The following is a 26,339-nucleotide window of genomic DNA, read 5'->3' as shown; positions in this document are numbered from 1 at the left end:
AAGCCCCTTGCCACCGGCCCCGGGTCGCCCTAGAACCGGGCGAACTTGCCCAGGAGGGCGTCCACCTGGTGCGGGAAGACGAGGGCGAGGAGCCCGCCCAGGCCGATGAGGCCGGCGACGGCGAGCAGGACCGCCTGCAGCGGGTTGGCGGAGCTGACGGAGGGCTGGGCCGGGGTGCCCTCGACCGTGACGGGGACCCACACGTCGGTGCCGGCGTCGGTGGTCACCCGCAGCGGCTGCTCGCCGGACAGGCCGGCTGGCACGGTGAGGGTGACGGTGGCCTTGCCGGCTTCGCCGAGGTTCTCGGGGTTGTACGTGGTGTCGATGTCAGCGGTGGCGGAGGCGTCGCCGAGGGTCACGGTGACCGTCTTCGCGGTCTCGCCCTGGGTGTAGATCAGGGAGCTCAGGTCGATGGTGGCCTCCGCGCCCGCCTTGAGCGGCTCCTGGACATGGACGGCGACGCCCGCCTGGCCGGTGCGCGGCGCGAGAGTGTCGTCGCCGCCGAGGTAGGCCTTGAGGTACTCCGTCCAGCCCTGGATGTCGAGGTAGCCGAGGTTGGCGTTGTCGGTGCCCTTCGTTAGCGCGGTGAAGTCGTCCCCGCCGGTGAGGAGGAAGGTGGAGCCCGCCACGACGTAGTCGCGGTTGGGGTCGAGGGGCTCGCCGTCGACGAGGACGGAGGTGATGCGCTCACCCTGCGGGCGGGTCTCGTCGTAGGTGTAGGAGACGTTGTCGGACACGCCGAGGGAGAGGACGGGGCGCTCCCCGGTGGTCTTCCACTGCTGCTCCAGGGCCTCCTTGAAGTCGGAGCCCTTGAGGGTGGTGTAGGTCAGCTCGTTGCCGAAGGGCTGGACGGAGAAAGCCTCCGCGTAGGTGACGGGCCCCTCCAGGAGGTCGTCGCGCACGCCGCCGGCGTTCATCACGCCGATCTCGGGGGCGACGGAGGAGTTCTTGGACACGCCCCACTTGGCCACGTCGGCGAGCAGGTTGTTCAGCTGGGACTCGACGCCGCGGTTGCTGCCGGACGTCTCGTCCGCGTTGGCGCCGCGGTAGAGGGAGCGGTCGAGCTTGCCGATCTGCTGCGCGCCCTGCTCCTCGGCGGCGGCCTGAGCCTGGGTGATGGTGGCGTGGATCTCCGGGTAGCGCGCCGCGAGGTTGTCCTGGGTGTCGCAGGCCATGAGGTCGCCCTCCCGCTTCAGCGAGACGCTGTCGGCGGTGACCTTGTCCGTCGCCTTGTCGTAGGTGAGGGAGACGGTGGCCAGGCCCTTGGAGTAGGAGCCCGCCTGGAGGACGAGCGGGTGCGTGTCGGCTGGCTCGACGAACTGGTGGGTATGGCCCATGAAGACGACGTCGACGTTGTCCGACCAGGCGGAGGCGTCGATGTTGCCCTCGTGCGGCAGGGCGACGACGACGTCGGCCTCGCCCGATTCCGTCAGCTCGTCGGCGACCTTGTTGATCGACTCGACCGGGTCGTTCCAGGTGATGCCCTCGATGCCAGCGGGGGAAACGAGGGAGGGCATGTCCTTGGTGACGGAGCCGATGAACGCGACCTTCGCGCCGCCGAGCTCCTTGATCACGTACGGGCGGATGCTGTCGTCGATGCCCTCCGCCCCGGCCGCCAGGTAGGTCCACTCGGCCTCGGGGACGACGCGGTTCACCAGGTCCGCGGCGCCTTTGTCGAACTCGTGGTTGCCCACGGCGGAGACGTCCAGCCCCATCTGGTTGAGCACGCCGATGGTCGGCTCGTCGTCGAGCACCATGGAGGCGAAGGGGGAGGCGCCGATGTTGTCGCCGGAGGAGGTGAAGGCGAAGGAGTCGGCGCCCGCCGCCTCCTCGGCCTTGTCCAGCTCGCACTTCAGGCTGAGTGCGCCGGGGATCTTCCCCTTGCTGTCGAAGGCCCAGCGGCCGTGGAAGTCGGTGATGTTCGCGACGGTGAAGCGGGCCGGGGCCGCCTCCTGGGTGTAGGCGACGGGGAGCCCGGAGAGCGCGAGGGCGCTGACGGAGGCGGTGGCTACGGCAGCGCGGGAGAGGGCGCGGAAGCGCATGGCGGTCTGTCCTTTCGGGGGCACGGGGGGAAACACGCTGAGAAGGTGCGGCCGAAAGGGTAAGGGGTTCAGGTGGCGCGGGCGTGCCACCTGATTGAACAATGGGTAAAGGCTTGGAGGCTACTCTGCGACCGGCACCACGACGTTGTCCGGGGCCTTCTCCACCAGCTTGTCCTCGAGGACCTGGTCCTCGGTGACGGTGGCCGGCGTTTCGGTGACGTCGAGAGCCGGGCGCTCGGCCGGGGTGACGCCGAAGAACGCGTCGAGGCCCTTGACGTTGAACTGCGTCGAGTTGTAGCGGCTGTTGGTCGAGGTGTTCCACTGCGACACGACGATGTCCATGTTCGCTAGCGTCGAGCCGGGGACGATGTACCCGCCGTAGGGCTGGGAGAAGTTGTCCGGGGTCTGGGGGTTCTTCCACGAGCCGTGCTTTGCGACGACCGCCACCGGCACCTCGTTCCAGTCGCGCGCGATCTCCCGGGAGGCGCGCACCTCGATCTGCAGCGTCTCCTCGTTGAACATGACCAACACCCAGTGCCCGTCGATGTAGCGCAGGTTCATCTCGCCGGCCTGGACGCCGGTGGACAGGATCGGCTTGCCGGTGGAGGACCACGCCCCGGTGGCGGGGTCGAAGATCTGCCAGGTGGTGCGGTCACCGATCTGCTCGGGGCGGAAGCGGGAGAGGTAGACGGGGTGGTCGCGCTTGAAGCTGGAGGAGACGACGTAGATGTAGCCGTCCGCGCCGCGCTCCCAGGAGATGAGGTCGCCCATCCCGCTCATGTAGTTGTTGCTGGTCGTGCCCACGGACCGCCAGGTGGCGCCGTTGTCGGTGGACTTCCAGATCTGCGTGTAGTCGACGTTGCCGATGCCGTGGTTCCACATGCCCTGCATGTAGATGGTGCCGTCGATGTTGATGATGTCGGAGGGGATGAGGGTGAGGTTGTCGCCCTCGGCGCGGAAGTACTTGATCAGGGAGTTGACCCGGTCGCCTGCGTTGAGCGGGCGGACGATCTCGATGACGCCGTCGACCATGCGGGCCACCACGCCGACGGGGCTCATCCACTCGCCGGCGCCGAGGGTGTCGCCGCGGAAGGAATCGCCGAAGACGATGGCGAACTCGTCGCCGTTGCCCACGGGCGTCATCATGCCGAGATCGCCGGAGCGGAAGCCGACGTTGTCGGACAGCCCGCGGCCGAGCAGGTCACCCATGATCTGGACGACGATGCCGCCGGGCATCTCGATGGGCGTGCCGGGGATCTTCTTGATGGGCGAGGGGTCCGAGTTGTTCACCCGCCCGGAGCTGCCGAGGGCGGAGGAGGTGTTGGGCGATGCCGGGGACAGCGAGCTCTGCGCCGCGGCATGCGGGGCGGCGGCCATCTGGAGGGGGAGCACACCGGCGAGGAGCAGGGCGGCGGCGCGGGAGGAAAAGCGCATGGCGGATCTCACTTCGGGGTTCGGGCGGGGAAACGGGCGGGCAACAAACACCGTGGCTATGGCAGTGGGGCCCGGGCGGCAGGTGCCCTAATCTGCCAGCCTGTGCCGCGCCCCGGGGGTGCGGCGGTCCGCCTGGCGCCGCAGGCGCACCTTCTCCACCTCCGTGAGGTAGTTGCCCGCCGAGATGCTCCACGAGCGGGTGGGCGTGAAATCGACGCTCGGCGCGCGCAGGGCGACCGGACGGGCTCCGTCGGAGGGGGAGAGGATGTCCTCGGCGGCAACGGCGTCCTCGCGGCTGACGGTGACGGCCCACGTCCCGTCGGGGAACTCGGTGACGGCCGCGCCCTCCTGCTCAGCCGGGGGCTCGGCGGCGAGCGGCGGGAGCGCGGCGGCGGGGGAGCACGGCGAGTCCGGCGCGGCGAGGTCGAGCCCGACCATGCCGGCGAGGAAGTGGGCGCGGGCGGACAGGGCGGTGCCGGGGGCGTCGTCAAGCAGGGGCTCGAGGAAGGGGCGGACCTCGGCGCCGCCGTCGGAGGGGAGGCTGCCGAGGACGCGGCCCTCGAGCGTGACGACGACCGCCTCGCCCAGCACCTGGAGTCCGACGATCCACTGGCCGGGGGAGCGCTCCGCGAGCTGCGCGGCGGTGAACTCGCCGGTGGAGGTGTCCACCGCGTACATGTCCCCGGCGGGCAGTACCTGCGAGCCGGGGGCCGCGCCGTTGTGGGGAACGGCGAGGGAGGCGGGGGGAAGGAAGACTGTGGCGTCGAAAAGCCCGCTGGCATCGTCGAGCCGGACCCCGGCGAGCGTGGTCGGCGCGAGGCCGGCGGCGTGGATGCGCTGGATGTCGGGGAAGCGGCGCCTGTCGGCGGCCGAGACCTCGCCGATCACCCCGCCCTCGGAGCGCACCCGCCATGTGCCGCTCAGGGGGTCGGGGACCAGCGTCACCCGGACGTAGCTGGTGCCCACGCCCGAGGAGAAGTCCGAGTACAGCAGCCCCTGCACCACCTTGCGCACCGGCACCTCTTCCGCCGCCCCCCACGCGGAGGGAGAGAGGGGGTAGTGCTCCGGGCTCATTCGGTCGCGCTCCTTCGGCTGCTGCGGACGGGTACCCACGCCATTGTAGGCAGCGCTTTGGGCACTGCCCTTGGACACTGCCCTTCGCGCGGGGCGCCGGGCGATGGGATAGGGTGAGAGCTATGTCTCGGATAAGCCCCCTGAACTGGCCGGTGGTGCGCCAGCTGCGCGACGGCGACGCCTTCGCGCGCGGGCGCAGCACCGAATCCCGCAAGAGCGCGACCATGCAGGGGCGCATCGTGGAGGCGGACCGCGTGGTCAAGAGCGTCTGCCCCTACTGTGCCGTCGGCTGCGGGCAAAACGTGTACGTCAAGGACGACCGGGTCATCCAGATCGAGGGCGACCCCGACTCCCCGCACTCCCGCGGGCGCCTCTGCCCGAAGGGTGCCGCGTCCGAGCAGCTGGTCAACGCGACCAACCGCGTGACCGAGATCCTCTACCGCGCGCCGCGTTCGACCGAGTGGCAGCGGCTCGACCGCGACAGGGCGCTGGACATGGTGGCCGACCGCTTCATGGAGGCGCGCCGCAACGGCTGGCAGGACACCGACGATCAGGGCCGCCCGGTGCGCCGCACCATGGGCATCGCCGGCCTCGGCGGCGCGGCGATGGACAACGAGGAAAACTACCTGATCAAGAAGCTGTTCACCGCCGCTGGCGCGATTCAGCTCGAGAACCAGGCCCGCATATGACACTCGTCCACGGTTCCCAGTTTGGGATCCTCGTTTGGACGCGGCGGCGCAACCCAGCCGCTGCAGGACATGGCGAATGCGGACTGCATCGTCATCCAGGGCTCGAACATGGCGGAGGCGCACCCGGTGGGCTTCCAGTGGGTCATGGAGGCCAAAGCGCGCGGCGCGCGCATCATCCACGTTGACCCACGCTTCACCCGCACCTCCGCCGTGGCGCACAAACACGTGCCCATCCGCGGCGGCTCGGACATCATACTGCTCGGCGCGCTGATCAACCACGTGCTGAGCAACGAGCTGTACTTCGAGGAGTACGTTCGCGCCTTCACCAACGCGTCGACGATCATCAGCGAGGATTTCCGCGACACGGAGGACCTCGGCGGCATCTTCTCCGGCTACGACCCGGAGACGGGCAAGTACGACAACGCCTCGTGGCAGTACGCGATGGAGGAAGACGCCCAGGCGAGCTGGAACGTGCGCAAGGACGAGACCCTCACGGACCCGAACTGCGTACTGCAGATTCTCAAGCGCCACTACTCGCGCTACACGCCCGAGGTGGTCGAGGAGGCCTGCGGCATCTCGCGCGCCGACTTCGACTACCTGGCCGACTCGATCGTGCAGAACTCCGGGCGCGAGCGGACCACGTGCTTCGCCTACGCCCTCGGCTGGACCCAGCACACCCTCGGCGCCCAGTTCATCCGCACCTGCGCGATCCTGCAGCTGCTCATGGGCAACGTCGGCCGCCCCGGCTCGGGCATCATGGCGCTGCGAGGCCACGCCTCCATCCAGGGCTCAACGGACGTGCCCACGCTGTTCCACATCCTGCCCGGCTACCTGCCCATGCCGCAGGTGGAGATGCAGACGTGGGAGCAGTACCGCGACGCCACCGGCAAGGCGGACCAGAAGGGCTTCTGGCAGCTCGGCGACGCCTACGCGGTGAGCCTGATGAAGACCTACTGGGGCGAGAACGCCACCGCCGAGAACAACTGGGGCATGGACCTCATGCCACGCCTGACCGGCGCGCACTCGACGTACCACACGCTCCAGCTGATGAACGCCGGCGGCGTGGACGGCTACTTCGTCTTCGGCCAGAACCCCGCCGTGGCCCAGTCCAACGGGCGCATGCAGCGCATGGGCCTGTCCAAGCTGAAGTGGCTCGTGGTGCGCGACTTCCAGGCGATCGAGACGGCGACGTTCTGGAAGGACTCGCCCGAGGTGGCCTCCGGCGACCTGGTCACCGAGGAGATCGACACCGAGGTCTTCCTCTTCCCTGCGGCGAACCACGTGGAGAAGGCGGGCACGTTCACCCAGACCTCCCGCATCCTCCAGTGGCGCTTCAAGGCGAAGAACCCGCCCGGCGACGCCGACTCGGACCTCCAGTTCTTCTACGAGCTCGGCCTGCGCATCAAGGACCGGGTGAAGAACTCGACCGACCCGCGCGACCTGCCGCTGAAGGCGATCACCTGGGACTACGAGGTCGACGCCGGGGGCGAGATCGACCCCGAGTCGGTCCTGCGCGAGATCAACGGCTACTACCTCGACGGCCCGCGCAAGGGCGAGCTTCTCGACGGCTTCCGCGACCTCAGGGCCGACGGCACCACCGCCAGCGGCTGCTGGATCTACTCGGGTGTTTTCGCGGGTGGCGTGAACCGCTCCGCGAACAAGCGGCCGGGCCAGCAGCAGAACGCGATGGCGCTGGACTGGGGCTTTGCCTGGCCGGCGAACCGCCGCGTTCTGTACAACCGCGCCTCCGCGGACACGAAGGGCAGGCCGTGGTCGGAGCGCAAGAAGCTCGTCTGGTGGGACGCGGAGCAGCACAAGTGGGTCTCCGACGACGTCGTGGACTTCCCGGCCGACCGCGAGCCCGGCTTCACGCCGCCGCGCGACGCGGTGGGCCCGGCGGCGCTCGCGGGCGACGACGCGTTCATCATGCAGTCCGACGGCAAGGCCTGGCTCTTCGCCCCGCGCGGCATGGTCGACGGCCCGATGCCGACGCACTACGAGCCGCAGGAGTCGCCCTTCCCGAACCCGCTCTACGAGCAGCAGCAGTCGCCCTCGCGCATCGTGATGAAGGGGCCGAACAACCTCTCGGCCCCGAACCACGGCGAGAAGGGCGTGGGCGTGTACCCGTACATGCTCAACACCTACCGCCTGACCGAGATGTACACCTCCGGCGCGATGACTCGCACGCTGCCGTTCCTCGCGGAGCTGCAGCCGGAGCTGTTCTGCGAGGTCTCGCACAAGCTGGCTGCCGAGCTGGGCCTGGAAAACGGCGGGTGGGCGACGATCATCTCGCCGCGCAGCGCCATCGAGGCCCGAGTGCTGGTGACAGAGCGCGTCAAGACGCTCATCGTCGACGGCCAGGAGTTCCAGCAGATCGGCATGCCCTTCCACTACGGCAAGGGCAACTACGCCGAGGTCAGCGGTGACAGCCCGAACGACCTGCTGGGCATCATGCTGGACCCGAACGTCAACATTCAGGCGTCGAAAGTCTCCGCCGTGGACATCCGGCCGGGCCGCCGCCCGCGGGGCTCCGCGCGCGACGAGCTGGTGCGCGAGTACCAGCGCCGCGCCGGCCTGACCGAGGACACGGGCACGATGCTTATCGACGCCACCGAGAAGCGCGTCGTCGACGCCCAGCTGGGCGACTCGGGCGCCGCCGCGAAGGACTCGACCAAGCGCAACATGGCGGAGAAGGAGGGCTAAATGCAGACGAAGAACGCCGTGACGGAGTCGCCGTCGCACGTCGGCTACGACCCGGCCGAGCGCATGTCGTTTTTCACCGACACATCCATCTGCATCGGCTGCAAGGCCTGCGAGGTGGCCTGCAAGGAGTGGAACCGCAACCCGGACGACGGCTACGCTCTGTCCGGCAATTCCTACGACAACACCGGCTCCCTCGGCGCGGACACGTGGCGCCACGTCGCCTTTGTCGAGCAGTCCGGGGAGCGCATCGAGCGCGCCCGGCAGGAGGGCGCGAAGCTGATCTCCCTCGGCATGCCCGGGATGGGCCCGGCCGAGGTGCGCGAGGCCGTGCCGACGCCCGAGTCCATCACCCCGCCGGACACGCCCGACTTCCGCTGGCTCATGTCCTCCGACGTGTGCAAGCACTGCACCAACGCGGGCTGCCTCGACGTCTGCCCGACCGGCGCGCTGTTCCGCACCGAGCACGGCACCGTCGTCGTCCAGGACGACGTGTGCAACGGCTGCGGCACCTGCGTTGCCGGCTGCCCGTTCGGGGTGATTGAGCGGCGCTCGGACGGGGGCGTCGAGAAGCGCAACGCGCGCGCCGGGCAGGACTTCACCCCCGGCGAAAAGGCGCCGATCAAGAACATCGGCGTGGCGCAGAAGTGCACGATGTGCTTCGACCGCCAGGCCGTCGGCGAGGGCCCCGCGTGCGCGAAGACCTGCCCGACGCAGTCGATCAAGTACGGCACGCACGCCGAGATGCTCGAAACGGCGAAGCAGCGCGTTGCCGAGCTCCACGCCCAGGGCATGACGGAGGCCCGCCTCTACGGCGCCAACCCCGACGACGGCGTCGGCGGCACGGGCTCCATTTTCCTGCTTCTCGACGCCCCCGAGGTCTACGGGCTCCCACCCGACCCCGAGGTCCCCACGGCCAACCTGCCGGACATGGCTAAGCGCGCCGTCGTCGCCGCCGCCGGGATGGTCGGCGCCGTGGCCGCAGCATTCGTGATTGGAGGACGCGCCTAGATGGCTGGACCCGACGAGTTTGACCAGTTCCGCCCGCCCGAGGAGCCCCGCCGGCGCCGCCGCGGGGGCAGGGGAGGCAAGCGCCGCCGCGGCGAGGAGCTCATGGTGCCGGAGGTCGAGATCGAGCGCCCCGACAGCTTCGACTCCTACTACGGCACGCCCATTGTGAAGTTCCCGCCCTGGGAGTGGCCGATCGCCGGCTACCTCTTCCTCGGTGGGCTGGCCGGGGGTTCCTCCCTGCTGGGCGCGGGGGCGCAGCTGACAGGGAACGCGGAGCTGGCGCGCAACGCGCGGCTGACCGCTTTCGGTGCCGCCTCGGTCGGTTCGGCGTTTCTCGTCGCCGACCTGGGTCGGCCCGAGCGGCTGCTCAACATGTTCCGCGTGTTCAAGCTGTCCTCCCCGATGAACGTAGGCGCCTGGATCCTCGGCGGATTTTCCGGCCTCGCCGCCGTCCCCGCGGCCAGCGAAATCGACGAGCTTACGGGTCGGCGGCTGCCCCTGCCCGGGGCGGTGCGCGACCTTCTGGCCTTCGCCGCCACCCCTGCCGGCCTCGGCGCGGGCCTGCTCGGCTCGCCGCTGGCCGCCTACACCGCCGTCCTGCTCGGCGACACATCCGTGCCCGCCTGGCAGGGTGCCCGGAACTACCTCGCGCCGCTGTTCGTCTCCTCCGCGTCCTGCGCCGCGGGCGGAGCGGGCCTGGTCACGACGTCCTCCCGCAACAGCAGCCCGGCCCGCGCCCTGGCGGTCGCCGGAGCGGTCGGAGACGTCACAGCCATGCACGCGCTGAAGGACGGCGTCGGCGACGTCATGCGCGAAGCCTTCGAGACCGGCAAGGCAGGAAAGCACCTGCGCGCCGCCGAAGCGCTCGTCATCGGAGGGGGAGTCCTCGCCGCGCTGGCTGGCCGTCGCCGCGTCGCCGGCACCGTTGCGGGGGCTGCGCTCATGGCGGGGTCCTGCCTGACTCGCTTCGGCATCATGGCCGCGGGCAAGCAGTCCGTGGCGGACCCGAAGTACGTCGTCGAGCCCCAGCGGGAGCGCCTCGCTCGCCGCGTCGCCGCCGGCGAGGTGGGCGACTCGATCACCACGGCGAACTAGCGCTCTATGGCGTCGTGTCAAGACCTCAGTGATTTTCCGCCCAGATCGATTTGGTGTTGTGCGGCACGGACAGCGCTGAGGTCTTCCACGCGCGCGGGGGCTACACCACGCGCACGCGGCCGGAGCCGGCGACGGTCTCGCCGATGACGGGGTGGCCGGGGATCTCGCCCACAACGAGGAGACCGCCGGAGGTTTGGGCGTCGGCAAGCATAAGCAGCGTCTCCTCGTCGAGGGTGGAGTCGAGGTGCGGGCGCACCCAGTCGAGGTTGCGCCGGGTGCCGCCGGAGACGAACCCGTCGCGCAGGGCGTCGAGTGCGCCGTCGATGAGCGGAACGGCCGCGTGGTCGATGACCGCGTCGATGCCGGAGGCCCGCGCCATCTTGTAGAGGTGCCCGAGGAGGCCGAAGCCGGTGACGTCGGTGGCGGCTGTGACCCCGGCGGCGACGGCGGCGCGCGAGGCGTCCCTGTTCAGGGTGGTCATCACGGACACCGCCTCCGCGAAGACCTCGCCGGTGGCCTTGTGCCGGTTGTTCAGCAGGCCGGAGCCGATGGGTTTGGTCAGGGTGATGGGAAGGCCGGGCTCGGCGGCGTCGTTGCGCATGAGGCGCGCGGGGTCGGCGGTGCCGGTGGCGGCCATGCCGTAGATCGGCTCGGGGGCGGTGATGGAGTGCCCGCCGGTGACGGTGATGCCCGCCTCGGTGGCGGCGTCGAGGCCGCCGCGCAGGACCTCGCGGATGAGCTCTGCGGGAAGGACGTCGCGGGGCCAGCCGAGGAGGTTGATGGCGGTGATGGGGGTGCCGCCCATGGCGTAGACGTCGGAAAGTGCGTTGACCGCGGCGATCTTGCCCCAGGTGTAGGCGTCGTTGACCACGGGGGTGAAGAAGTCCGCGGTGGAGATGACAGCGAGGTCGTCGCGCACGCGGATGGCGGAGGCGTCGTCGCCGTCGTCGAGGCCGACGATGACGTTGGGGTCGGAAAAGCCGACGAGGCCCTGAACTGCGTCTTCGAGCTCCCCGGGCGGGATCTTGCAGGCGCAGCCGCCGCCGGAAGCGTACTCGGTGAGCTTAATGGTGTCCATGTGTCTCATGGTAACGTTGCGCGGCGGAGGCGTACGTGTCCTGGTGGGCGCCCCAGTCTTCAAAACTGGTGAGGCCGAGTATCTCGGTCTGGCAGGTTCGATTCCTGTCCGTCTCCGCCACAAGATTTTCCAAGGAGGCCCACGGTGAGCGATCCCCGCCGCAGCATCCCCCGCACGGACGCGCTTTTGTCGCTTATCGACGCCCCACGGCTCTCCCAGCCCGCCCTCAAGGCCCTGGCTGCCGAGCTGCAGGGGGCGGCGCGGCGCGGCGAGATCGCCCCGCGCGACGTGGAGCCGCTGTTCCTCGAGCGCGCCGGCGGGCCGGTGTCGGGGCTGACCAGGGTCCTCAACGCGACCGGGGTGGTCGTGCACACGAACGTGGGCCGCGCGCCGCTGTCCGCCGAGGCCGTCGACGCGATGGTGAACGCGGCCGGGTACGTGGACGTGGAGATGGACCTGGGCACGGGTCTTCGCTCGCGCATGCGGGGCGCGGAGGCCGCCGCGGCGCTGCTCGCGGCGTGCCCGGCGGCGGAGGACGCGTTGGTGGTGAACAACGGGGCCGCGGCGCTGCTGCTCGCCTGCGCCGCACTGGCGGAGGGGTCGAAGGTGGTGATCTCGCGCGGTGAGCTCATCGAGATCGGCGCGGGTTTCCGCCTGCCGGAGCTCATCGAGTCGGCGCACGTGGAGCTCGTGGAGGTCGGGGCGACGAACCGGACGCACCCCCACGACTACGCCGCGGCCGCGCCCGGTGCGGCGGCGATTCTCAAGGTGCACCCCTCGAATTACAGGATCCACGGTTTCACCGCCGAGGCGGGCGTGGAGCAGCTGCGCGCGGTGGCGGACGAGCATGGGCTCGCGCTCGTCGTCGACACAGGCTCCGGCCTGCTGCGACCCGACCCGGCGCTGCCCGACGAGCCAGACGCCGCGACGGCGCTGAAGCAGGGAGCGGACATCGTGCTGTTTTCGGGTGACAAGCTGCTCGGCGGGCCGCAGGCGGGGGTGATCCTGGGCAGGCGGTGGGCCGTCGAGAAGCTGAAGAAGCACCCGCTGGCGCGCGCGGTGCGCATTGACAAGCTGCGCCTCGCCGCGCTCGAGGCGAGCGTGCGGGAGCGCTCCACCCCGACGAGCGACTACTTGCACGCCGACCCGGAAGAGCTGAGGCGGCGCGCCGAGGAGCTCGCGCGCCGGGTCGGCGGGCGCGTCGTCGCCCACGACGGCCGCGTCGGTGGCGGGGGAGCGCCCGGCCACCCGCTGCCCGGCTGGGCGGTGGAGCTGCCGGAGCGGCTCGCGGCCCCGCTGCGGGCGGGCTCGCCCGCCGTCATCGGCCGGGTCCACGAGGGGCGCCTGCTGCTGGACCTGCGCTGCGTGCCGCCCGCCGAGGACGAGACGATTGCCGCGAGGGTCGAAGAATGCATGTCGTAGCCACCGCCGGCCACGTCGACCACGGCAAGTCCACCCTGGTCAGGGCCATGACGGGGATGGAACCGGACCGCTGGGAGGAGGAGCGCGAGCGCGGCCTGACCATCGACCTCGGCTTCGTCTGGGCCGACATCGGGGGCGAAGACGTGGCGTTCGTGGACGTGCCGGGCCACGAGCGCTTCATCGCCAACATGCTCGCCGGTGTCGGCCCCGCGCCCGCGGTCATGCTCGTGGTCGCGGCGGACGAGGGCTGGATGCAGCAGTCCACCGACCACCGCGATGCGATCGACGCCTTCGGCATCGCCACCGGTGTCGTCGCGCTGACCAGGGCGGACAACGCGGACGCGGCCAGGCGCGCCGAGGTCCGTGCCGATCTTACCTCCCGCCTCGCCGGCACGCGCCTGGCCTGCTGGCCGGTCGTGGAGGTCTCCGCCAAAACGGGGGAGGGACTCGACGCCCTGCGCGCGGAGCTGGCGCGCGTGCTTCGCATCGCCCCCGCGCCCGACGATCGGGCGCGCGTGCGCTTCTGGGTCGACAGGTCCTTCACCGTCAGGGGCGCCGGCACCGTGGTCACCGGAACCCTTGCCGCGGGGTCGATCCGCCCGGGCGACACCCTCGCCTTCGACGGCGAGGAGGCCACCGTGCGCGGCGTCCACTCCGAGGACGCGCCCGTCGACGCGGCCGTGCCCGCCATGCGCGCCGCCCTCAACCTGCGCGGCGTGCCCGCCGAGCGTCTCGGCCGCGGCACAGCCCTTGTCACCCCGGGGGCGTGGCACGCCACCTCGCTTGTCGACGTCCGCCGGGCCACCGGCACCAGCCTGGCCGACATCCCCCACGAGGTCGTCGCCCACGTCGGCACCGCCGGGGTGCCCGCCAAGGTGCGCCACTTCGGCCCGGAGCACGCCCGCCTGGTCCTGGCGCGCGAGCTGCCGCTCACCCTCGGCGACGCCATCGTGCTGCGCGGGTCGGGGGCCCAGCACATCCTGGCCGGCGTCACGGTCGTCGACGCCGACCCGCCCGCCCTGGACCGCCGCGGCGACGGCACCCGCCGCTCGGCCGAGCTGGGGCACCTGCCCGACCTCGACCGCGAGATCGAGCGGCGCGTCGCCGCCCGCCCGGACGACCTGCGCCGACTCGGCTTTGAGGTGGGGGGCACCCCGCCCGAGGGGTCGATCGCCTTCGCCGGGTACTGGATCCGCGCCGCGCAGGTGATGCGGTGGAAGGAGCAGCTCGCCGCCGCCGTGGAGGAACACGAGCGGGCCGAGCCGCTGGCGGCGGGGTTGAGCGTGGGGGCGGGCGTCGATAAGCTGCGCCTTCCCGACCCCAAGCTGATTTCCCTGGCGGCGGCCGCGGCGAAGTTGACCGTTGCCGACGGCGTGATCACCCGGGGGAGGGCGCAGGACCTGGGCGCGGCGGAGGCCGGGGTGCGGGAGCTGGAGAGGCGACTCGAGGCCGAGCCGTTCCGCGCCCCGGAGGCCCGCGACCTCGAAAGGTGGGGCCTCGGCGCGAAGGAGCTGGCTGCGGCGGAGCGCGCCGGGCGGCTCATCCGGCTGGGTGCGGCGCGCGACATCGTGCTGCTGCCCGGCGCCCCTCGCGAGGCCGCCGCGCGCCTGGCCGGGCTGCCGCAGCCCTTCACCGCCTCCGAGGCACGCCGGGCGTGGGGCACGACGCGGCGCGTGGCGATTCCCCTGCTTGAGCTTCTCGACGCCCGCGGGGTCACCCGCCGGGTCGAGGGCACGGCGCGCGTTCTGGCATAGCGGGGCTTAGACCCCGTCGGTCTCCTGCTCGTCGGCGTCGGCGTCCGCCTTCGTCTCGTGGTAGGTGCCGGGCTTGTGCTCCGGCGGGGCGTAGATGGAGTACAGCTTCGCCGTCTCCTCGCCCTCGTTGACGAAGTTGTGCCACTTGCCGGCGGGGACGAAAATGGCGTCGTCGTCCTCGACGATCTGGTCGAGCTCGAGGTCCGTCTCGCTGGTGCCGATCATCGCGTGGAGCTTGCCCTGCTCCAGGCGGAGGAACTGGTCGTGTCCGTCGTGGATCTCGGCTCCGATCTCCCCTCCCGGCGGGATGGACATGACGGTGAGCTGGAGGTTCTTGCCCGTCCAGAGGGTGTCGCGGAAGGCCTCGTTGTCCACCGTCGCCTTCTCGATGTCCGTGGCGAAGGGGGCGGGCCCGTGGTCGGTGCGCAGTACGTCAGACATATCTGCTCCTTAACTTCGTGCACATGTGGCATCCCGCGGCGGTGACCGCGGGACGTGTCCGGTACACCTCCCACACTAGTGATTCTCGACGCCCCTGGGGCGGTCTATGACCCCGGACACCGCTCCCGCAGGCTGCCTAGGCCGAGAACTCTCGCAGGTAGGTGCCGGTGAGAGAGCCCGGGTCGGCGGCGACCTGCTCGGGTGTGCCCTCGGACACGACGCGCCCGCCGGCCGAGCCCGCGCCGGGGCCGAGGTCGACGATGTGGTCGGCCCGCGCGATGACGGCCGGGTTGTGTTCGACCACGACCACCGTGGCGCCCTTGTCCACGAGGCGCTCGAACAGGGCGACCAGCACGCCCGCGTCGGCGACGTGCAGGCCGTTCGTCGGTTCGTCGAGGACGTAGAGCGTCGCCTTGTCGTTGAGGTGGCTGGCCAGCTTGAGCCGCTGGCGCTCGCCGCCGGACAGGGTGGTCAGGGGCTGACCGAGGCGGATGTAGCCCAGCCCGACGTCGACGAGGTAGCCGCTGATCCGCGCCGCCGCCGGGACCCGGTGCTCCTTGGCGGCGAAGAAGGCCGTGGCCTCCGCGGCCGGCATGTCGAGCACCTCGGCGATGTTCCTGCCGCCGAAGGTGTGCTCGAGCACCGCCTGGTCGAAGCGCCTGCCCTCGCACACCTCGCAAGGTACGTCGACGCCCTGCATGAGCCCCAGGTCCACGTACACCACGCCCGCGCCCTTGCAATTTGCGCAGGCGCCCTCGGAGTTGGCGGAGAACAGGGCCGGCTTGACGCCGTTTTCCTTGGCGAAGGCCTTGCGGATCGGGTCGAGGGCCCCGGTGTAGGTGGCGGGGTTGGAGCGGCGCGACCCGGCGATGGGGGACTGGTCGACCCACACGGTGTTCTCGTCGAGGGGGAGGGCCTGCACGAGGGAGGATTTGCCGGAGCCGGCGACGCCGGTGATCACGGTGAGCGCCCGGCGGGGGATGTCTACGTCCACCCCGGCGAGGTTGTTGCCGCTGGCGCCCCGGATCTCGATCGCCCCCTCACCCGCGCGGCACTCGGAGTCCGGTTTGAGCTCGTAGCGGTCGTGCAGGTGGCGGCCGGTGGCGGTGCCAGCCTCCTTGAGCTCGGCGACGGTGCCCTCGAACACGATCTCGCCGCCGGCCGTGCCCGCGCCGGGCCCGAGCTCGACGACGTGGTCGGCGACCTCGATGGCCTGGGGGCGGTGCTCGACCACGAGCACGGTGTTGCCCTTGTCGCGCAGGGCGAGCAGCAGCGAGTTCATGCGCTCGATGTCGTCCGGGTGCAGGCCGGCGCTCGGCTCGTCGAAGACGTAGGTGACGTCGGTGAGCGGAGAGCCGAGGTGGCGGATCATCTTGATGCGCTGGGCCTCGCCGCCGGAGAGGGTGGAGGACGGGCGGTCGAGGGTGATGTAGCCCAGCCCGATGGTGGTGAAGTTGGCCAGGGTCTCGCGGATCGCGGCGACGAGCGGGGCGACCGTGGGTTCGTCCACCCCGGCCATCCACTCGTCGAGCTCGGCGACCTCCATGGCGCACAGCTCGGCGATGTTCTTTCCGCCCACGCGCGATTCCAGGGCGTGCGGCGCGAGTCGGGTGCCTCCGCAGGCGGGGCAGGGCCCGGAGGTGACGGCGCGGTCGACGAACTCGCGCATGGCCTTCTGCAGCCCCTCCTTTTCCTTGGACAGCACGGACTTGCTGAGCTTCGGGATGAGCCCCTCGTAGGTGGTATTGAATCCGAGGTAGTCCACCTTCCGCGGCTCGGCCCACAGCAGCAGGTGCAGCTGGTCGTCGGAGAACTCCGCCAGCGGGAGGTCGGCGGGGAAGAACCCGGAGTCTGCGTAGTGGCGCAGCTGCCAGGACCCGGGCTTGTAGCCGGGGACGCGGATGGCGCCGTCGTTGAGCGAGAGGCTCGTGTCGACGACCTCGGCGACGTCGAAGGTCGAGGCCCGCCCCGTTCCCTCGCAGGTCGGGCACATGCCGCCGGTGCGCTTGTAGTTCTTGAGTACCTTCTTGGTGCCGCGCGCGTCGGTGAGCACCCCGCCGCCCGAGACGCTGGGGACGTTGAAGGAGTACGCGCCGGGGCCGCCGGCGTTGGGCTCGGCGATGCGGGAGAAGAGCACCCGCAGCATCGCGGTGACGTCGGTGGCGGTGCCGACGGTGGAGCGCACGTTCGCGCCGAGCTGCTCCTGGTCCACGACGATGGCGGCGGTGACGCCTTCGAGCTTGTCGACGTCAGGTCTGGCCATCGAGGGCATGAACCCCTGGACGAAGGAGGAGTACGTCTCGTTGATCAGCCGGCGCGACTCCGCCGCGATGGTGCTGAACACGAGCGAGGACTTGCCGGAGCCGGAGAGGCCGGCGAAGACGGTGAGGCGGCGCTTGGGGATGCGCAGCGAGACGTTGCGCAGGTTGTTCTCGTTCGCGCCGGTGACGACGATGCAGTCGTGGCCGCCCTGCGGGGCCGGGGCGGACGGGGAGGCGTTATGTGTATGCGTCACGCATCCCGAGCTTACGCTTTCGCCGGGACGGCCTTCTTCGCCAGGGAGACGGCGCCGAGCACGAGGAAGCCGACGATGAGACCGGCGACGAGGGAGAGGCCGGTATCGACGAACCACCCGGCCGCGCCGCCGCCGACGGCCTCGACGCCGTGCTCGATGAGGTCGTGCGGCCAGTGCCAGCCGAAGACCTCGTGCAGGCCGCGGACGATGAGGTGGCCGCCGACCCAGAGCATGGCCACGGTGCCCACCACGCCGATGGTGGACAGCACGTAGGGCATGCCCTTGACCAGGCCGCGCCCCAGCCGGGGGGTGTGGCCGCGGCGGATCATGCCGTGGCCGATGTCGTCGATCTTGACCAGCAGGGCGACCGCGCCGTAGACCGCGACGGTGATGAAGATGCCCACCGCGATGAGGACGGCCGCCTCCATGAACACGCTCTGGTCCTTGACCTCGTCGAGCGAGATGATCATGATCTCGGCGGAGAGGATCAGATCGGTGGTGATCGCGCCCTTGACCAGGGAGTCCTCGTCCTGCGGGGTCTTGTTCACGGCGCGCTTCTCCTCCTCGTGGCCCGAGGAGGAGAACTTGTGGGCGATCTTCTCGGCGCCCTCGAAGCACAGGTAGGCGCCGCCCACCATGAGGATGGGCACGAGCGCCCACGGGGCCACCGCGTTGAGCACGAGTGCGATCGGAAGGATGATGAGCAGCTTGTTGCGCAGCGAGCCCTTGGTGATGCGCCAGATCATCGGCAGCTCGCGCGCCGGGGTGACGTCGGCGACGTACTGCGGGGTGACCGCGGCGTCGTCGATGACCACGCCGGCGGCCTTGGTGGACGTCTTGGCGGTCATGCCGGCGACGTCGTCCACGGACGCCGCGGCGGTCCGGGCGATGAGTGCGACGTCGTCAAGCAGGGCGAGCAGGCCACCGGCCATGGCGGGACCCCTTTCCTCGGGTGGCCCCGCGGTTGCGGGGCGTGTGCGGGCAGGAAAACAGAAACCACTCTAGCCCGCGTATAGGGTGTGGGCATGATCGAGCTTGTCACCTCCACGGCGCGGGTGAGGGCGCCCGAACCCGCGCGGCGCGCCCGCGCTCTCACGGCGTACTTTTCCCGCCCCGTCGAAGCCGAGTGGGACCCGGACCACCGGCGTGGGCACGTCGTTTTCCGCCGCGGCGCCGGGGGAGAGGCGGAGGGGACCTGCGACCTGCTGTGCGGCGAGGGAGTGCTGATGCTCAGCCTCGAAGCCCCGGCGCAGGAGATCGAGGCGCTCGAGGAGCTCGTCGAATCCGGGCTCTCCGCCTCTGCCCCGCAGGAGACGGAGGAGCCCGCGCAGCTGGAGTGGGTGCGCAACCGCCGGGCGGTGTGAGGGTTGGCGGCGCAACGGGGGTGGCTTGCCACCCCCGTTTTCCACATCATCCCCACAGGAAGAACAGTCGGGGGCCAGAAAGTTAACAGAAAGTTGCAACAGAGCCAGTCTCTTGTGGTGGAATAGGGGGAAACGCGCCGGGTGTGGCACATCGCACTTGAGGGCCGTTTTTTCGATTCAACTAACGCCCTACTATCAAAGGAGGCGCTGTGCACGTTAAGAAGGCGGCAGCGGTATTCGCGGCGAGTGGCCTGGTCCTGGGGCTCGCGGCATGTGGTGATTCCGGATCCGAAGGCGCCAGCGGCAGCTCCGGCAGCTCCGGCGGCGACAACTACGTCGTGGCCTACGGTGTCGAGCCACAGAACCCGCTGATCCCGGGCGACACCAACGAGAACGGCGGTGGGCGCATCATCGACGAGATCTACGCCGGCCTGAAGTACTACGACGCTGAGGGCAAGGCCCACAACGACCTCGCCAAGTCCATTGACCTCGAGGGCGACAAGACCTACAAGGTCACCCTGCGCGAGGACGCGAAGTGGGCCGACGGTACCCAGGTGAAGGCGGAGGACTTCGTCAACGCCTGGAACTACACCATGAAGGAAGCCCTCCTGTCCGCCTCCTTCTACGCGCCGATCCTGGGCTTCGAGGAGGGCAAGGAGTCGATGGAGGGCCTGAAGGTCGTCGACGACACCACCTTCACCATCGAGCTCGCGCAGCCGGAGGCAGACTTCCCCGAGCAGCTCGGCTACTCCGCCTTCTTCCCGCTGCACCCCTCCGCCTACGACGACTTCGCGGCCTACGGCGAAAAGCCCGTGAGCAACGGCCCGTACAAGCTGGAAAAGTGGAACCACAACCAGGACGCGACCATCGTCGTCAACGATGAGTACAACGGCGAGCGCAAGCCCCAGAACGACGGCATCAACTTCGTCTTCTACGCGCAGAACGACGCCGCCTACGCCGATCTTTTGGCCGGCAACCTCGACGTGCTCGACACCGTGCCCGACTCCGCCTTCTCCACCTTCCAGGACGAGCTTGGCGACCGCGCGGTGAACCAGCCGGCGGCGGTGTTCCAGTCCTTCACCATCCCCGAGAAGCTGGAGCACTTCTCCGGCGAGGAGGGCGCGCTGCGCCGCCAGGCGATCTCGCGGGCGATCGACCGCAAGCAGATCACCGACACGATCTTCCAGGGCACCCGCACCCCGGCCACCGACTTCACCTCCCCGGTCATCCCGGGCCACTCGGACAGCCTCGCCGGCGCCGAGGTGCTGGAGTACAACCCGGAGGAGGCCAAGCGCCTCTGGGCCGAGGCCGACGCCATCTCCCCGTTCACCGGCCAGTTCTCCATCTCCTACAACGCCGACGGCGGCCACCAGGCCTGGGCCGATGCGGTGGCCAACTCCATCCGCAACACCCTCGGCATCGACGCGGTGGGCAACGCATACCCGGACTTCAAGTCGCTTCGCGACGACGTGACCAACCGCACGATCAAGGGAGCATTCCGCACCGGCTGGCAGGGCGACTTCCCGCTGCTGGGCAACTTCCTCGTCCCGCTCTACACCACGGGCGCCAGCGCCAACGACGGTGACTACTCGAACCCGGAGTTCGACGCCCTGGTCAAGGAGGCGGCTGGCGCGAAGAGCGTTGAGGAAGCCACCCCGAAGTACAACCAGGCGCAGGAGATCCTGCTCAAGGACCTCCCGGCGATCCCGCTGTGGTACTCGAACGTCACCGGCGGCTCCTCGGAGAACGTGGACAACGTCTCCTTCTCCTGGAAGTCGATGCCGGTATACCACGAGATCACGAAGAAGTAGCTTCGTGACCGGCTAGACCCCCACACCCCTCTGGCGCCGCGCCAGCGGGGTGTTCGGCGTTCCCACACCCACCCGTATTCCCACAAAGGAGAGCCCACCAGCATGTTGCGTTATATCGGGCGACGGCTGCTCCAAATGATCCCGGTGTTTTTCGGCGCCACGCTGCTTCTGTACGCGCTGGTGTTCCTCATGCCGGGCGACCCCGTCGCCGCGCTCGGCGGCGACCGGGGCCTGTCGGAGGCAGCGCGCGCACGCATCGAGGCCGAGTACAACCTCGACAAGCCCTTCATCGTCCAGTACCTGCTCTACATCAAGGGCATTTTCGTCGGCGACTTCGGCACCACCTTCTCCGGCCAGCCCGTCTCCTCGGTGATGGCCAACGCGTTCCCGGTCACCCTGAAGCTGGCGGTGATGGCGCTGGCCTTCGAGGCGATCTTCGGCATCGCCCTCGGCGTCGTCGCCGGCGTGCGCCGCGGCGGCATCTTCGACTCCACCATCCTGGTGGCCTCCCTCGTCGTCATCGCCATCCCCTCCTTCGTCATCGGCTTCGTGCTCCAGTACGTCGTCGGGGTGAAGTGGGGGCTTCTGCCGGTGACGGTGGGCCGCAACGAGACCTTCGTCGCGCTGCTCATGCCGGCCGTCGTGCTCGGCGCATTGTCCTGCGCCTACGTCATCCGCCTGACGAGGCAGTCGGTGAGCGAGAACCTCCGCGCCGACTACGTGCGCACCGCCCGCGCCAAGGGCCTGTCGGGCGGCACGGTGATGCGCCGCCACGTCCTGCGCAACTCGCTCATCCCCGTGGTCACCTTCCTCGGCGCCGACCTCGGCGCGCTCATGGGCGGCGCCATTGTCACGGAGGGCATCTTCGGCATCAACGGGGTCGGCGGCACGATCTACCAGGCCATCATCAAGGGCGAGCCCGCCACGGTCGTGTCGTTCACCACCGTGCTGGTCATCGTCTACATCGTGGCCAACCTGATCGTCGACCTCCTTTACGCAGTTCTCGACCCAAGGATCCGCTATGCATAAGCCCACGCTTGACGACGCCACCCTGCGCCCCGGGCAGGACTACTTCATCGCGGAGACGGACGAGACGGGCCTGGGCGCCGTCGACGCCGTCGCGGACGACTCCGCACCCTCCAGCCAGTGGGGAGAGGCGTGGCGCTACCTGCGCCGCCGCCCCCTGTTCTGGGTCTCGGCCGTGCTCATCTTCATCGCGCTCGCCCTCGCCATCGCCCCGGGGCTGTTCACCAGCGTGGACCCGCGCGCCTGCGAGCTGTCCAATTCGCTGGACGGTCCCGCCCCGGGCCACCCCTTCGGCTTCGACCGGCAGGGCTGCGACATCTACGCGCGCACCGTCTACGGCGCCCGCGCCTCGGTGACGGTGGGCGTGCTCACCACGCTGCTGGTCACCGTCGTCGGTGCGATCGTCGGCGCCATCGCCGGTTTCTACGGCGGGGTGTGGGACACCATCCTGTCGCGCCTGACCGACATCTTCTTCGCCGTTCCGCTCGTGCTCGCCGCGATCGTGGTGATGTCCGTGTTCCAGAACCAGCGCTCCGTGTGGATGGTGGTGCTCGCCCTGTCGATGTTCGGCTGGACACAGATCGCCCGCATCACCCGCGGCGCGGTGTTGGGGATCAAGAACGACGAGTTCGTCACCGCCGCCCGCGCCCTGGGCGCCTCCGACCTGCGCATCATCGGCTCGCACATCATGCCAAATGCGGCGGCGCCTATCATCGTCTACGCCACCGTCGCGCTGGGCACATTCATCGTGGCGGAGGCCACGCTGTCCTTCCTGGGCATCGGCCTGCCGTCGACGGTCGTGTCCTGGGGCGGGGACATCTCGGCCGCGCAGGCCTCCCTGCGCACGCAGCCGATGGTGCTGTTCTACCCGGCTATTGCTCTGGCGCTGACCGTGCTGAGCTTCATCATGATGGGCGACGCCGTGCGCGACGCCCTCGACCCGAAGGCCCGTAAACGATGAGTGAGGAAGCGATGACCAGTGCAGCACGTGGGGCGTCGATAAGCGAGCAGCCGCTGCTCGAAATCGAGGACCTCAAGATCACCTTCGAATCCACGACCGGCACCGTCGAGGCTGTGCGCGACTTCGACCTGACGATCTACCCCGGCCAGTCGGTCGCGATCGTCGGCGAGTCGGGCTCGGGCAAGTCGACCGCGGCCATGTCCATCCTCGGGCTCCTGCCGGGCACGGGCAAGGTCACGGGCGGTTCAATCAAGCTCGAGGGGCGGGAGCTGACCGACCTCGACGAGCGGGGCTGGCAGGGCATCCGCGGCAGCCGCATCGGGCTCGTGCCGCAGGACCCGATGAGCAACCTCAACCCGGTGTGGCGCATCGGCACGCAGGTAGAGGAGTCCCTGCGCGCGAACAACGTCGTCGAGGGCTCGCAGCGCCACGAGCGTGTCATTCAGCTGCTCGAGGAGGCAGGGCTTCCCGACGCCGAGCGCCGCGCCAAGCAGTACCCCCACGAGTTCTCCGGCGGCATGCGCCAGCGCGCGCTGATCGCCATCGGCCTGGCGGCGCGTCCGAAGCTGCTCATCGCGGACGAGCCGACCTCGGCGCTTGACGTGACCGTGCAGAAGAAGATCCTCGACCACCTCGACGGGCTGACCCGCGACCTGGGCACCGCCCTGCTGTTCATCACCCACGATCTGGGTCTCGCCGCCGAGCGCGCAGACTATCTCGTGGTCATGCACCGCGGGCGCATCGTGGAGCGCGGGCCGAGCCTGAAGATCCTGCGCAACCCGCAGCACCCCTACACCCAGCGTCTGGTCAAGGCGGCGCCCTCGCTGGCCTCGGCGCGTATCCAGTCGGCGAAGGCGCAGGGCCTCGAGACCGCCGAGGCGCTCGGCAGCGAGCACACCGGCACCGAGGTCGTGGTCAGCGTGGACAGCCTGGTCAAGGAGTTTGACGTGCGCGGCCAGCGCGGGGACAAGAAGGTCCTGCGAGCCGTGGACAACGTCAGCTTCGACCTGCGCCGCGGCTCCACCCTGGCGCTGGTGGGAGAGTCCGGCTCGGGCAAGTCCACCGTGGCGAACATGGTGCTCTCCCTTCTCGAGCCGACGAGCGGCTCCGTCCTCTTCGAGGGCCGCGACGTGGCGCAGCTCAAGGGCCGGGAGCTGTTCGACATGCGCCGCAAGATGCAGGTGGTCTTCCAGAACCCCTACGGCTCGCTCGACCCGATGTACTCGATCTACCGTTGCATCGAGGAGCCGCTGACGCTGCACAAGGTGGGCAACCGCAAGCAGCGGGAGGCGCGCGTCGCGGAGCTGCTCGACATGGTGCAGATGCCGCGCTCGGCCATGCGCCGCTACCCGAACGAGCTGTCCGGCGGGCAGCGCCAGCGCATCGCGATCGCCCGCGCCATGGCGCTCGACCCCGAGGTGATCGTCCTCGACGAGGCTGTCTCCGCCCTCGACGTGCTCGTGCAGAACCAGATCCTGAAGCTGCTGACCCAGCTGCAGGAGGAGATGAACCTGTCCTACCTGTTCATCACCCACGACCTCGCCGTGGTGCGCCAGACCGCCGACGACATCGTGGTCATGCGCCAGGGGCAGGTGGTCGAGCAGGGGCCGGCGGACATGATTTTCGACGACCCGTGCGACGAATACACCCGAAACCTGATCAACTCGGTGCCCGGGCTCAACATCGAGCTGGGCACGGGGGAGGAGCTCGGGATCGAGGTGCGGTAGAGCGGGCGCATGGCAGATCTGGCCCCCAGGTGTCGGCTTTCGGTTCTAGAAGGGGACCTCCTCTAGATCGACCGGCACCGTCACCGGGTTGCCGGTTGAGTCCGCGCGCCGCGCTTCTCCGCGCGCGGCGGCGCGCCGGCACTCCATCGCCTGGGAGACGGTTTGGGCCCAGCTGCGGTTCTTCGCGGCGGTGGGTCCGGTGGCTTCGGTGATTTCCCAGTGGCCGTCCTCAAACAGCCACACCACGTCGTCGGTGACCGGGTCGAGGATGTAGCGCACTCGGCCGTCGGTCTTGATGTTGTGGTGGCGTTGGCAGAGGCTGAGCAGGTTGAATGCCGCGGTGGGGCCGCCGTCCGCGTAGTCGAGGCAGTGGTCCTTCTGGCAGGCGTTCGCCGGCTTGGAGCAGTGGGGGTAGCGGCAGGTTCCGTCGCGACCTTCCACAACTCGTTTGATCGTCTCGGGGGTGGCGTAATGGGGGCTGACGGAGTTCGAATGCTCGTCGAGGTCGATGGTCCTGGCGGCGCCGCTGGCCAGCACCTCGCCTGTGGCGGCGTCGACCCATCCGAAGCCGGAGAGGTATGCGGGTGCGCCGGGTGCGTCGCCTGCCCTGTAGACGTGCAGGACGACGCGCGGGCTCGGTGCGGCTCCCGTGACGAGCAGCTTGAGGGCTTCGGCGGCGCTGATGGAGTGCTGGTGGGCCGCGGCGCTCACGGCGGCGTCGATGAGCAGGGCGTCGGCGGTGTCGTATTCGGCGTGGACGAGGCAGCGCCCGCCCCTGAGCAGGGTGGCGCCGTACGCGGGCGGGGGTCTGCGTTTTTCCCGGCTGGTATCGATGTCGGGGTCTTCGGCGGCGATCAGCGCGTTGAGCTTGCGGCGCAAGTTGGCCACCGTGGGCAGGACCTGACGGGGCTTGCGCGGCGTGAGGTAGCGGGTGAGCCCTGCGTCGATCCGATCGAGCACGTCGGGTGAGACGTCGGGGCCCAGCTTATTCAGGGCCTGGTCGATGGCGGCGAGCCTGACGAAATCGAGGTGGAAGAGTGTTTCGTACAGGTTCTTCAACCGCGGCAGCTCGTCGAGCCGGTACAGGGAAAAGATGATCGATCGGACGGCGTACAGTCCCCGCCCGGAGATTGACGCGAGCGCGTCGACGGCCTCGTCGATGTCAGCGTCGAGCGGCGGAAGATTCGCGCAAAAGACCTCGTATTCAGTTTTTCTGAGTGAGGTGAGTGCTTCGGCGACGGGGTCGCCTGGCGTATTCACCGTGTAGAAACCTTCCATTTTTGCCCTCCCGAGTTGCTGTGTCCATAGCACGTATATTCGTATCAAACCGGCCGGACTTGCCGCATGGAGATACGAATACATGTTCGAATTGAGAGGCCTGGCCTCCGCCTGATGATCCACGTCCGGGTCCTCGACTTGCCCGCCCGCCTTTCCAGTGCGGAGTCCTGTCCGGACGGGTTGCTAAGCTACGGTGTCAACACGACAACACGGGTGCTCCCCAGACGAGCTGAGACGCCGCACGCGGCGAACCGTCGAACCTGATCCGGGTAATGCCGGCGCGAAGGAAGGAACCAAATGAGCAGTGGGACGTCGACAAGCAAGCAAACAAGCAGGCTGCAGTGGCGCGTCATCGACATCGTCACCGCCGCGGTGCTGGGTGTGGCCTGCGGGCTGATTTTCTGGGTGTGGAACACCGTGGGCTACGCGGGATTCAAGGCGTTCGACGCGCTCACGCCGGGACTCGGCGGGCTGTTCACGGGTGTGTGGTTTCTCGGCGGCGTGCTGGGCGGTCTGATCATTCGTAAGCCGGGTGCGGCCGTGTTCGTCGAGGTCATCGCCGCGAGCGTCTCGGCGCTGATCGGCAGCCAGTGGGGCATCGAGACGCTGTATTCCGGCCTCGCCCAGGGCCTCGGCGCCGAGCTCGTCTTCCTCGCATTCGCTTACCGACGCTTCTCGCTCACCGTCGCCGCCCTCGCGGGCATCGGGTCGGCGGTCGGCGCGTTCATCCTGGAGCTGTTCACCTCGGGCAACCTGGCCATGAGCCTGGCGTTCAACGTGATCTACCTCGTCTGCATGGCAATCTCCGGCGTCGTCCTGGCGGGAGTGCTGAGCTACTGGCTGGTCAAGGCGCTGGCGAAGACCGGTGCCCTGGACCGCTTCGCCGCAGGCCGCGAGCGCTTCCAGACCGCCTGATC

General features: G+C 69.6%; 19 protein-coding genes and 1 tRNA gene. 12 read left to right on the top strand and 8 right to left on the bottom strand.

Going from position 1 to position 26,339, the window contains the following annotated elements:
- Positions 1-29 precede the first annotated feature (29 nt).
- The 3 genes from DYZ02_RS02870 to DYZ02_RS02860 all read right to left on the bottom strand — a co-directional run bounded on the left by DYZ02_RS02870 (position 30) and on the right by DYZ02_RS02860 (position 4,589).
- Entirely contained in the window at positions 30-2,042 is a 2,013-nt protein-coding gene (locus DYZ02_RS02870; protein ID WP_115684911.1) for a bifunctional metallophosphatase/5'-nucleotidase, read from the bottom strand.
- A 120-nt stretch (positions 2,043-2,162) separates the two neighbouring features.
- On the bottom strand, positions 2,163-3,476 hold the full coding sequence (locus tag DYZ02_RS02865; RefSeq protein WP_245945574.1) for a DUF4185 domain-containing protein: 1,314 nt from the start codon (positions 3,474-3,476) through the stop codon (positions 2,163-2,165).
- Between the two features lie 87 nt (positions 3,477-3,563).
- The gene (locus tag DYZ02_RS02860; protein ID WP_147291471.1) at positions 3,564-4,589 is read right to left on the bottom strand and encodes a hypothetical protein; all 1,026 of its coding nucleotides are present in this window, start codon (positions 4,587-4,589) and stop codon (positions 3,564-3,566) included.
- An 83-nt stretch (positions 4,590-4,672) separates the two neighbouring features.
- Between DYZ02_RS02860 and fdnG the strand changes: the two genes are divergently transcribed.
- From fdnG to nrfD, 3 genes are read left to right on the top strand one after another with little or no spacing between them, the layout of a single operon-like run.
- Positions 4,673-7,942 carry a formate dehydrogenase-N subunit alpha gene (fdnG, locus tag DYZ02_RS02850; RefSeq protein ID WP_181896873.1) on the top strand — a complete coding sequence of 1,090 codons (3,270 nt, stop codon included), beginning with the start codon at positions 4,673-4,675 and terminating at the stop codon, positions 7,940-7,942.
- The gene (locus DYZ02_RS02845) at positions 7,943-8,950 is read left to right on the top strand and encodes a 4Fe-4S dicluster domain-containing protein (RefSeq protein WP_115684907.1); all 1,008 of its coding nucleotides are present in this window, start codon (positions 7,943-7,945) and stop codon (positions 8,948-8,950) included.
- On the top strand, positions 8,951-10,045 hold the full coding sequence (nrfD, locus tag DYZ02_RS02840; RefSeq protein WP_115684906.1) for an NrfD/PsrC family molybdoenzyme membrane anchor subunit: 1,095 nt from the start codon (positions 8,951-8,953) through the stop codon (positions 10,043-10,045).
- Positions 10,046-10,145: 100 nt separating this feature from the next.
- On the opposite strand, the gene selD is transcribed toward nrfD, so the two are convergent.
- Positions 10,146-11,123, bottom strand: coding sequence for a selenide, water dikinase SelD (gene selD, locus DYZ02_RS02835; RefSeq protein ID WP_115684905.1), 978 nt, complete (start codon positions 11,121-11,123; stop codon positions 10,146-10,148).
- A 25-nt stretch (positions 11,124-11,148) separates the two neighbouring features.
- Here selD and DYZ02_RS02830 point away from each other — a divergent pair.
- From DYZ02_RS02830 to selB, 3 genes are all read left to right on the top strand, one after another.
- A tRNA-Sec gene (locus DYZ02_RS02830) sits at positions 11,149-11,243 on the top strand.
- Between the two features lie 24 nt (positions 11,244-11,267).
- Entirely contained in the window at positions 11,268-12,545 is a 1,278-nt protein-coding gene (gene selA, locus DYZ02_RS02825; protein ID WP_115684904.1) for an L-seryl-tRNA(Sec) selenium transferase, read from the top strand.
- Positions 12,533-14,299 carry a selenocysteine-specific translation elongation factor gene (gene selB, locus DYZ02_RS02820; protein ID WP_115684903.1) on the top strand — a complete coding sequence of 589 codons (1,767 nt, stop codon included), beginning with the start codon at positions 12,533-12,535 and terminating at the stop codon, positions 14,297-14,299. Before selA ends, selB begins: the two co-directional genes overlap by 13 nt.
- A 6-nt stretch (positions 14,300-14,305) precedes the next feature.
- On the opposite strand, the gene DYZ02_RS02815 is transcribed toward selB, so the two are convergent.
- The 3 genes from DYZ02_RS02815 to DYZ02_RS02805 form a co-directional block, all read right to left on the bottom strand.
- Positions 14,306-14,740, bottom strand: coding sequence for a cupin domain-containing protein (locus tag DYZ02_RS02815; RefSeq protein WP_115684902.1), 435 nt, complete (start codon positions 14,738-14,740; stop codon positions 14,306-14,308).
- A 136-nt stretch (positions 14,741-14,876) separates the two neighbouring features.
- Complete coding sequence (locus tag DYZ02_RS02810; RefSeq protein WP_115684901.1) at positions 14,877-17,255, bottom strand: ATP-binding cassette domain-containing protein; 2,379 nt, start codon at positions 17,253-17,255, stop codon at positions 14,877-14,879.
- A gap of 11 nt (positions 17,256-17,266) precedes the next feature.
- A complete protein-coding gene (locus DYZ02_RS02805; protein ID WP_115684900.1) occupies positions 17,267-18,187 on the bottom strand; it encodes a DUF808 domain-containing protein in 921 nt (306 codons plus the stop codon).
- 93 nt (positions 18,188-18,280) lie between these two features.
- Between DYZ02_RS02805 and DYZ02_RS02800 the strand changes: the two genes are divergently transcribed.
- The 5 genes from DYZ02_RS02800 to DYZ02_RS02780 all read left to right on the top strand — a co-directional run bounded on the left by DYZ02_RS02800 (position 18,281) and on the right by DYZ02_RS02780 (position 24,144).
- Positions 18,281-18,619 (top strand): DUF2218 domain-containing protein, encoded by a 339-nt coding sequence (locus DYZ02_RS02800; protein ID WP_147291470.1) that lies wholly within the window; start codon positions 18,281-18,283, stop codon positions 18,617-18,619.
- A 209-nt stretch (positions 18,620-18,828) separates the two neighbouring features.
- Positions 18,829-20,430: a peptide ABC transporter substrate-binding protein gene (locus tag DYZ02_RS02795; protein ID WP_115684898.1), complete on the top strand. Its 1,602-nt coding sequence runs from the start codon at positions 18,829-18,831 to the stop codon at positions 20,428-20,430.
- A 102-nt stretch (positions 20,431-20,532) separates the two neighbouring features.
- A complete protein-coding gene (locus DYZ02_RS02790) occupies positions 20,533-21,459 on the top strand; it encodes an ABC transporter permease (RefSeq protein ID WP_115684897.1) in 927 nt (308 codons plus the stop codon).
- Positions 21,452-22,417 carry an ABC transporter permease gene (locus tag DYZ02_RS02785; RefSeq protein ID WP_115684896.1) on the top strand — a complete coding sequence of 322 codons (966 nt, stop codon included), beginning with the start codon at positions 21,452-21,454 and terminating at the stop codon, positions 22,415-22,417. The genes DYZ02_RS02790 and DYZ02_RS02785 overlap by 8 nt, the downstream gene beginning before the upstream one ends.
- An 11-nt stretch (positions 22,418-22,428) precedes the next feature.
- Positions 22,429-24,144, top strand: coding sequence for a dipeptide ABC transporter ATP-binding protein (locus tag DYZ02_RS02780; RefSeq protein WP_425450996.1), 1,716 nt, complete (start codon positions 22,429-22,431; stop codon positions 24,142-24,144).
- A gap of 45 nt (positions 24,145-24,189) precedes the next feature.
- Here the strand turns inward: DYZ02_RS02780 and DYZ02_RS02775 are convergent, their stop codons facing one another.
- Positions 24,190-25,404, bottom strand: coding sequence for an HNH endonuclease signature motif containing protein (locus DYZ02_RS02775; RefSeq protein ID WP_147291469.1), 1,215 nt, complete (start codon positions 25,402-25,404; stop codon positions 24,190-24,192).
- A 315-nt stretch (positions 25,405-25,719) separates the two neighbouring features.
- On the opposite strand from DYZ02_RS02775, the gene DYZ02_RS02770 reads away from it, so the two are divergent.
- Entirely contained in the window at positions 25,720-26,337 is a 618-nt protein-coding gene (locus DYZ02_RS02770; protein ID WP_115684893.1) for an ECF transporter S component, read from the top strand.
- Positions 26,338-26,339: the final 2 nt, after the last annotated feature.

The organism is Corynebacterium senegalense, from assembly GCF_900411315.1.
Taxonomy (GTDB): Bacteria; Actinomycetota; Actinomycetes; order Mycobacteriales; family Mycobacteriaceae; genus Corynebacterium; species Corynebacterium senegalense.
Note: the sequence above shows the minus strand (reverse complement) of the source record. Positions and strands in the feature narration are given on the sequence as shown.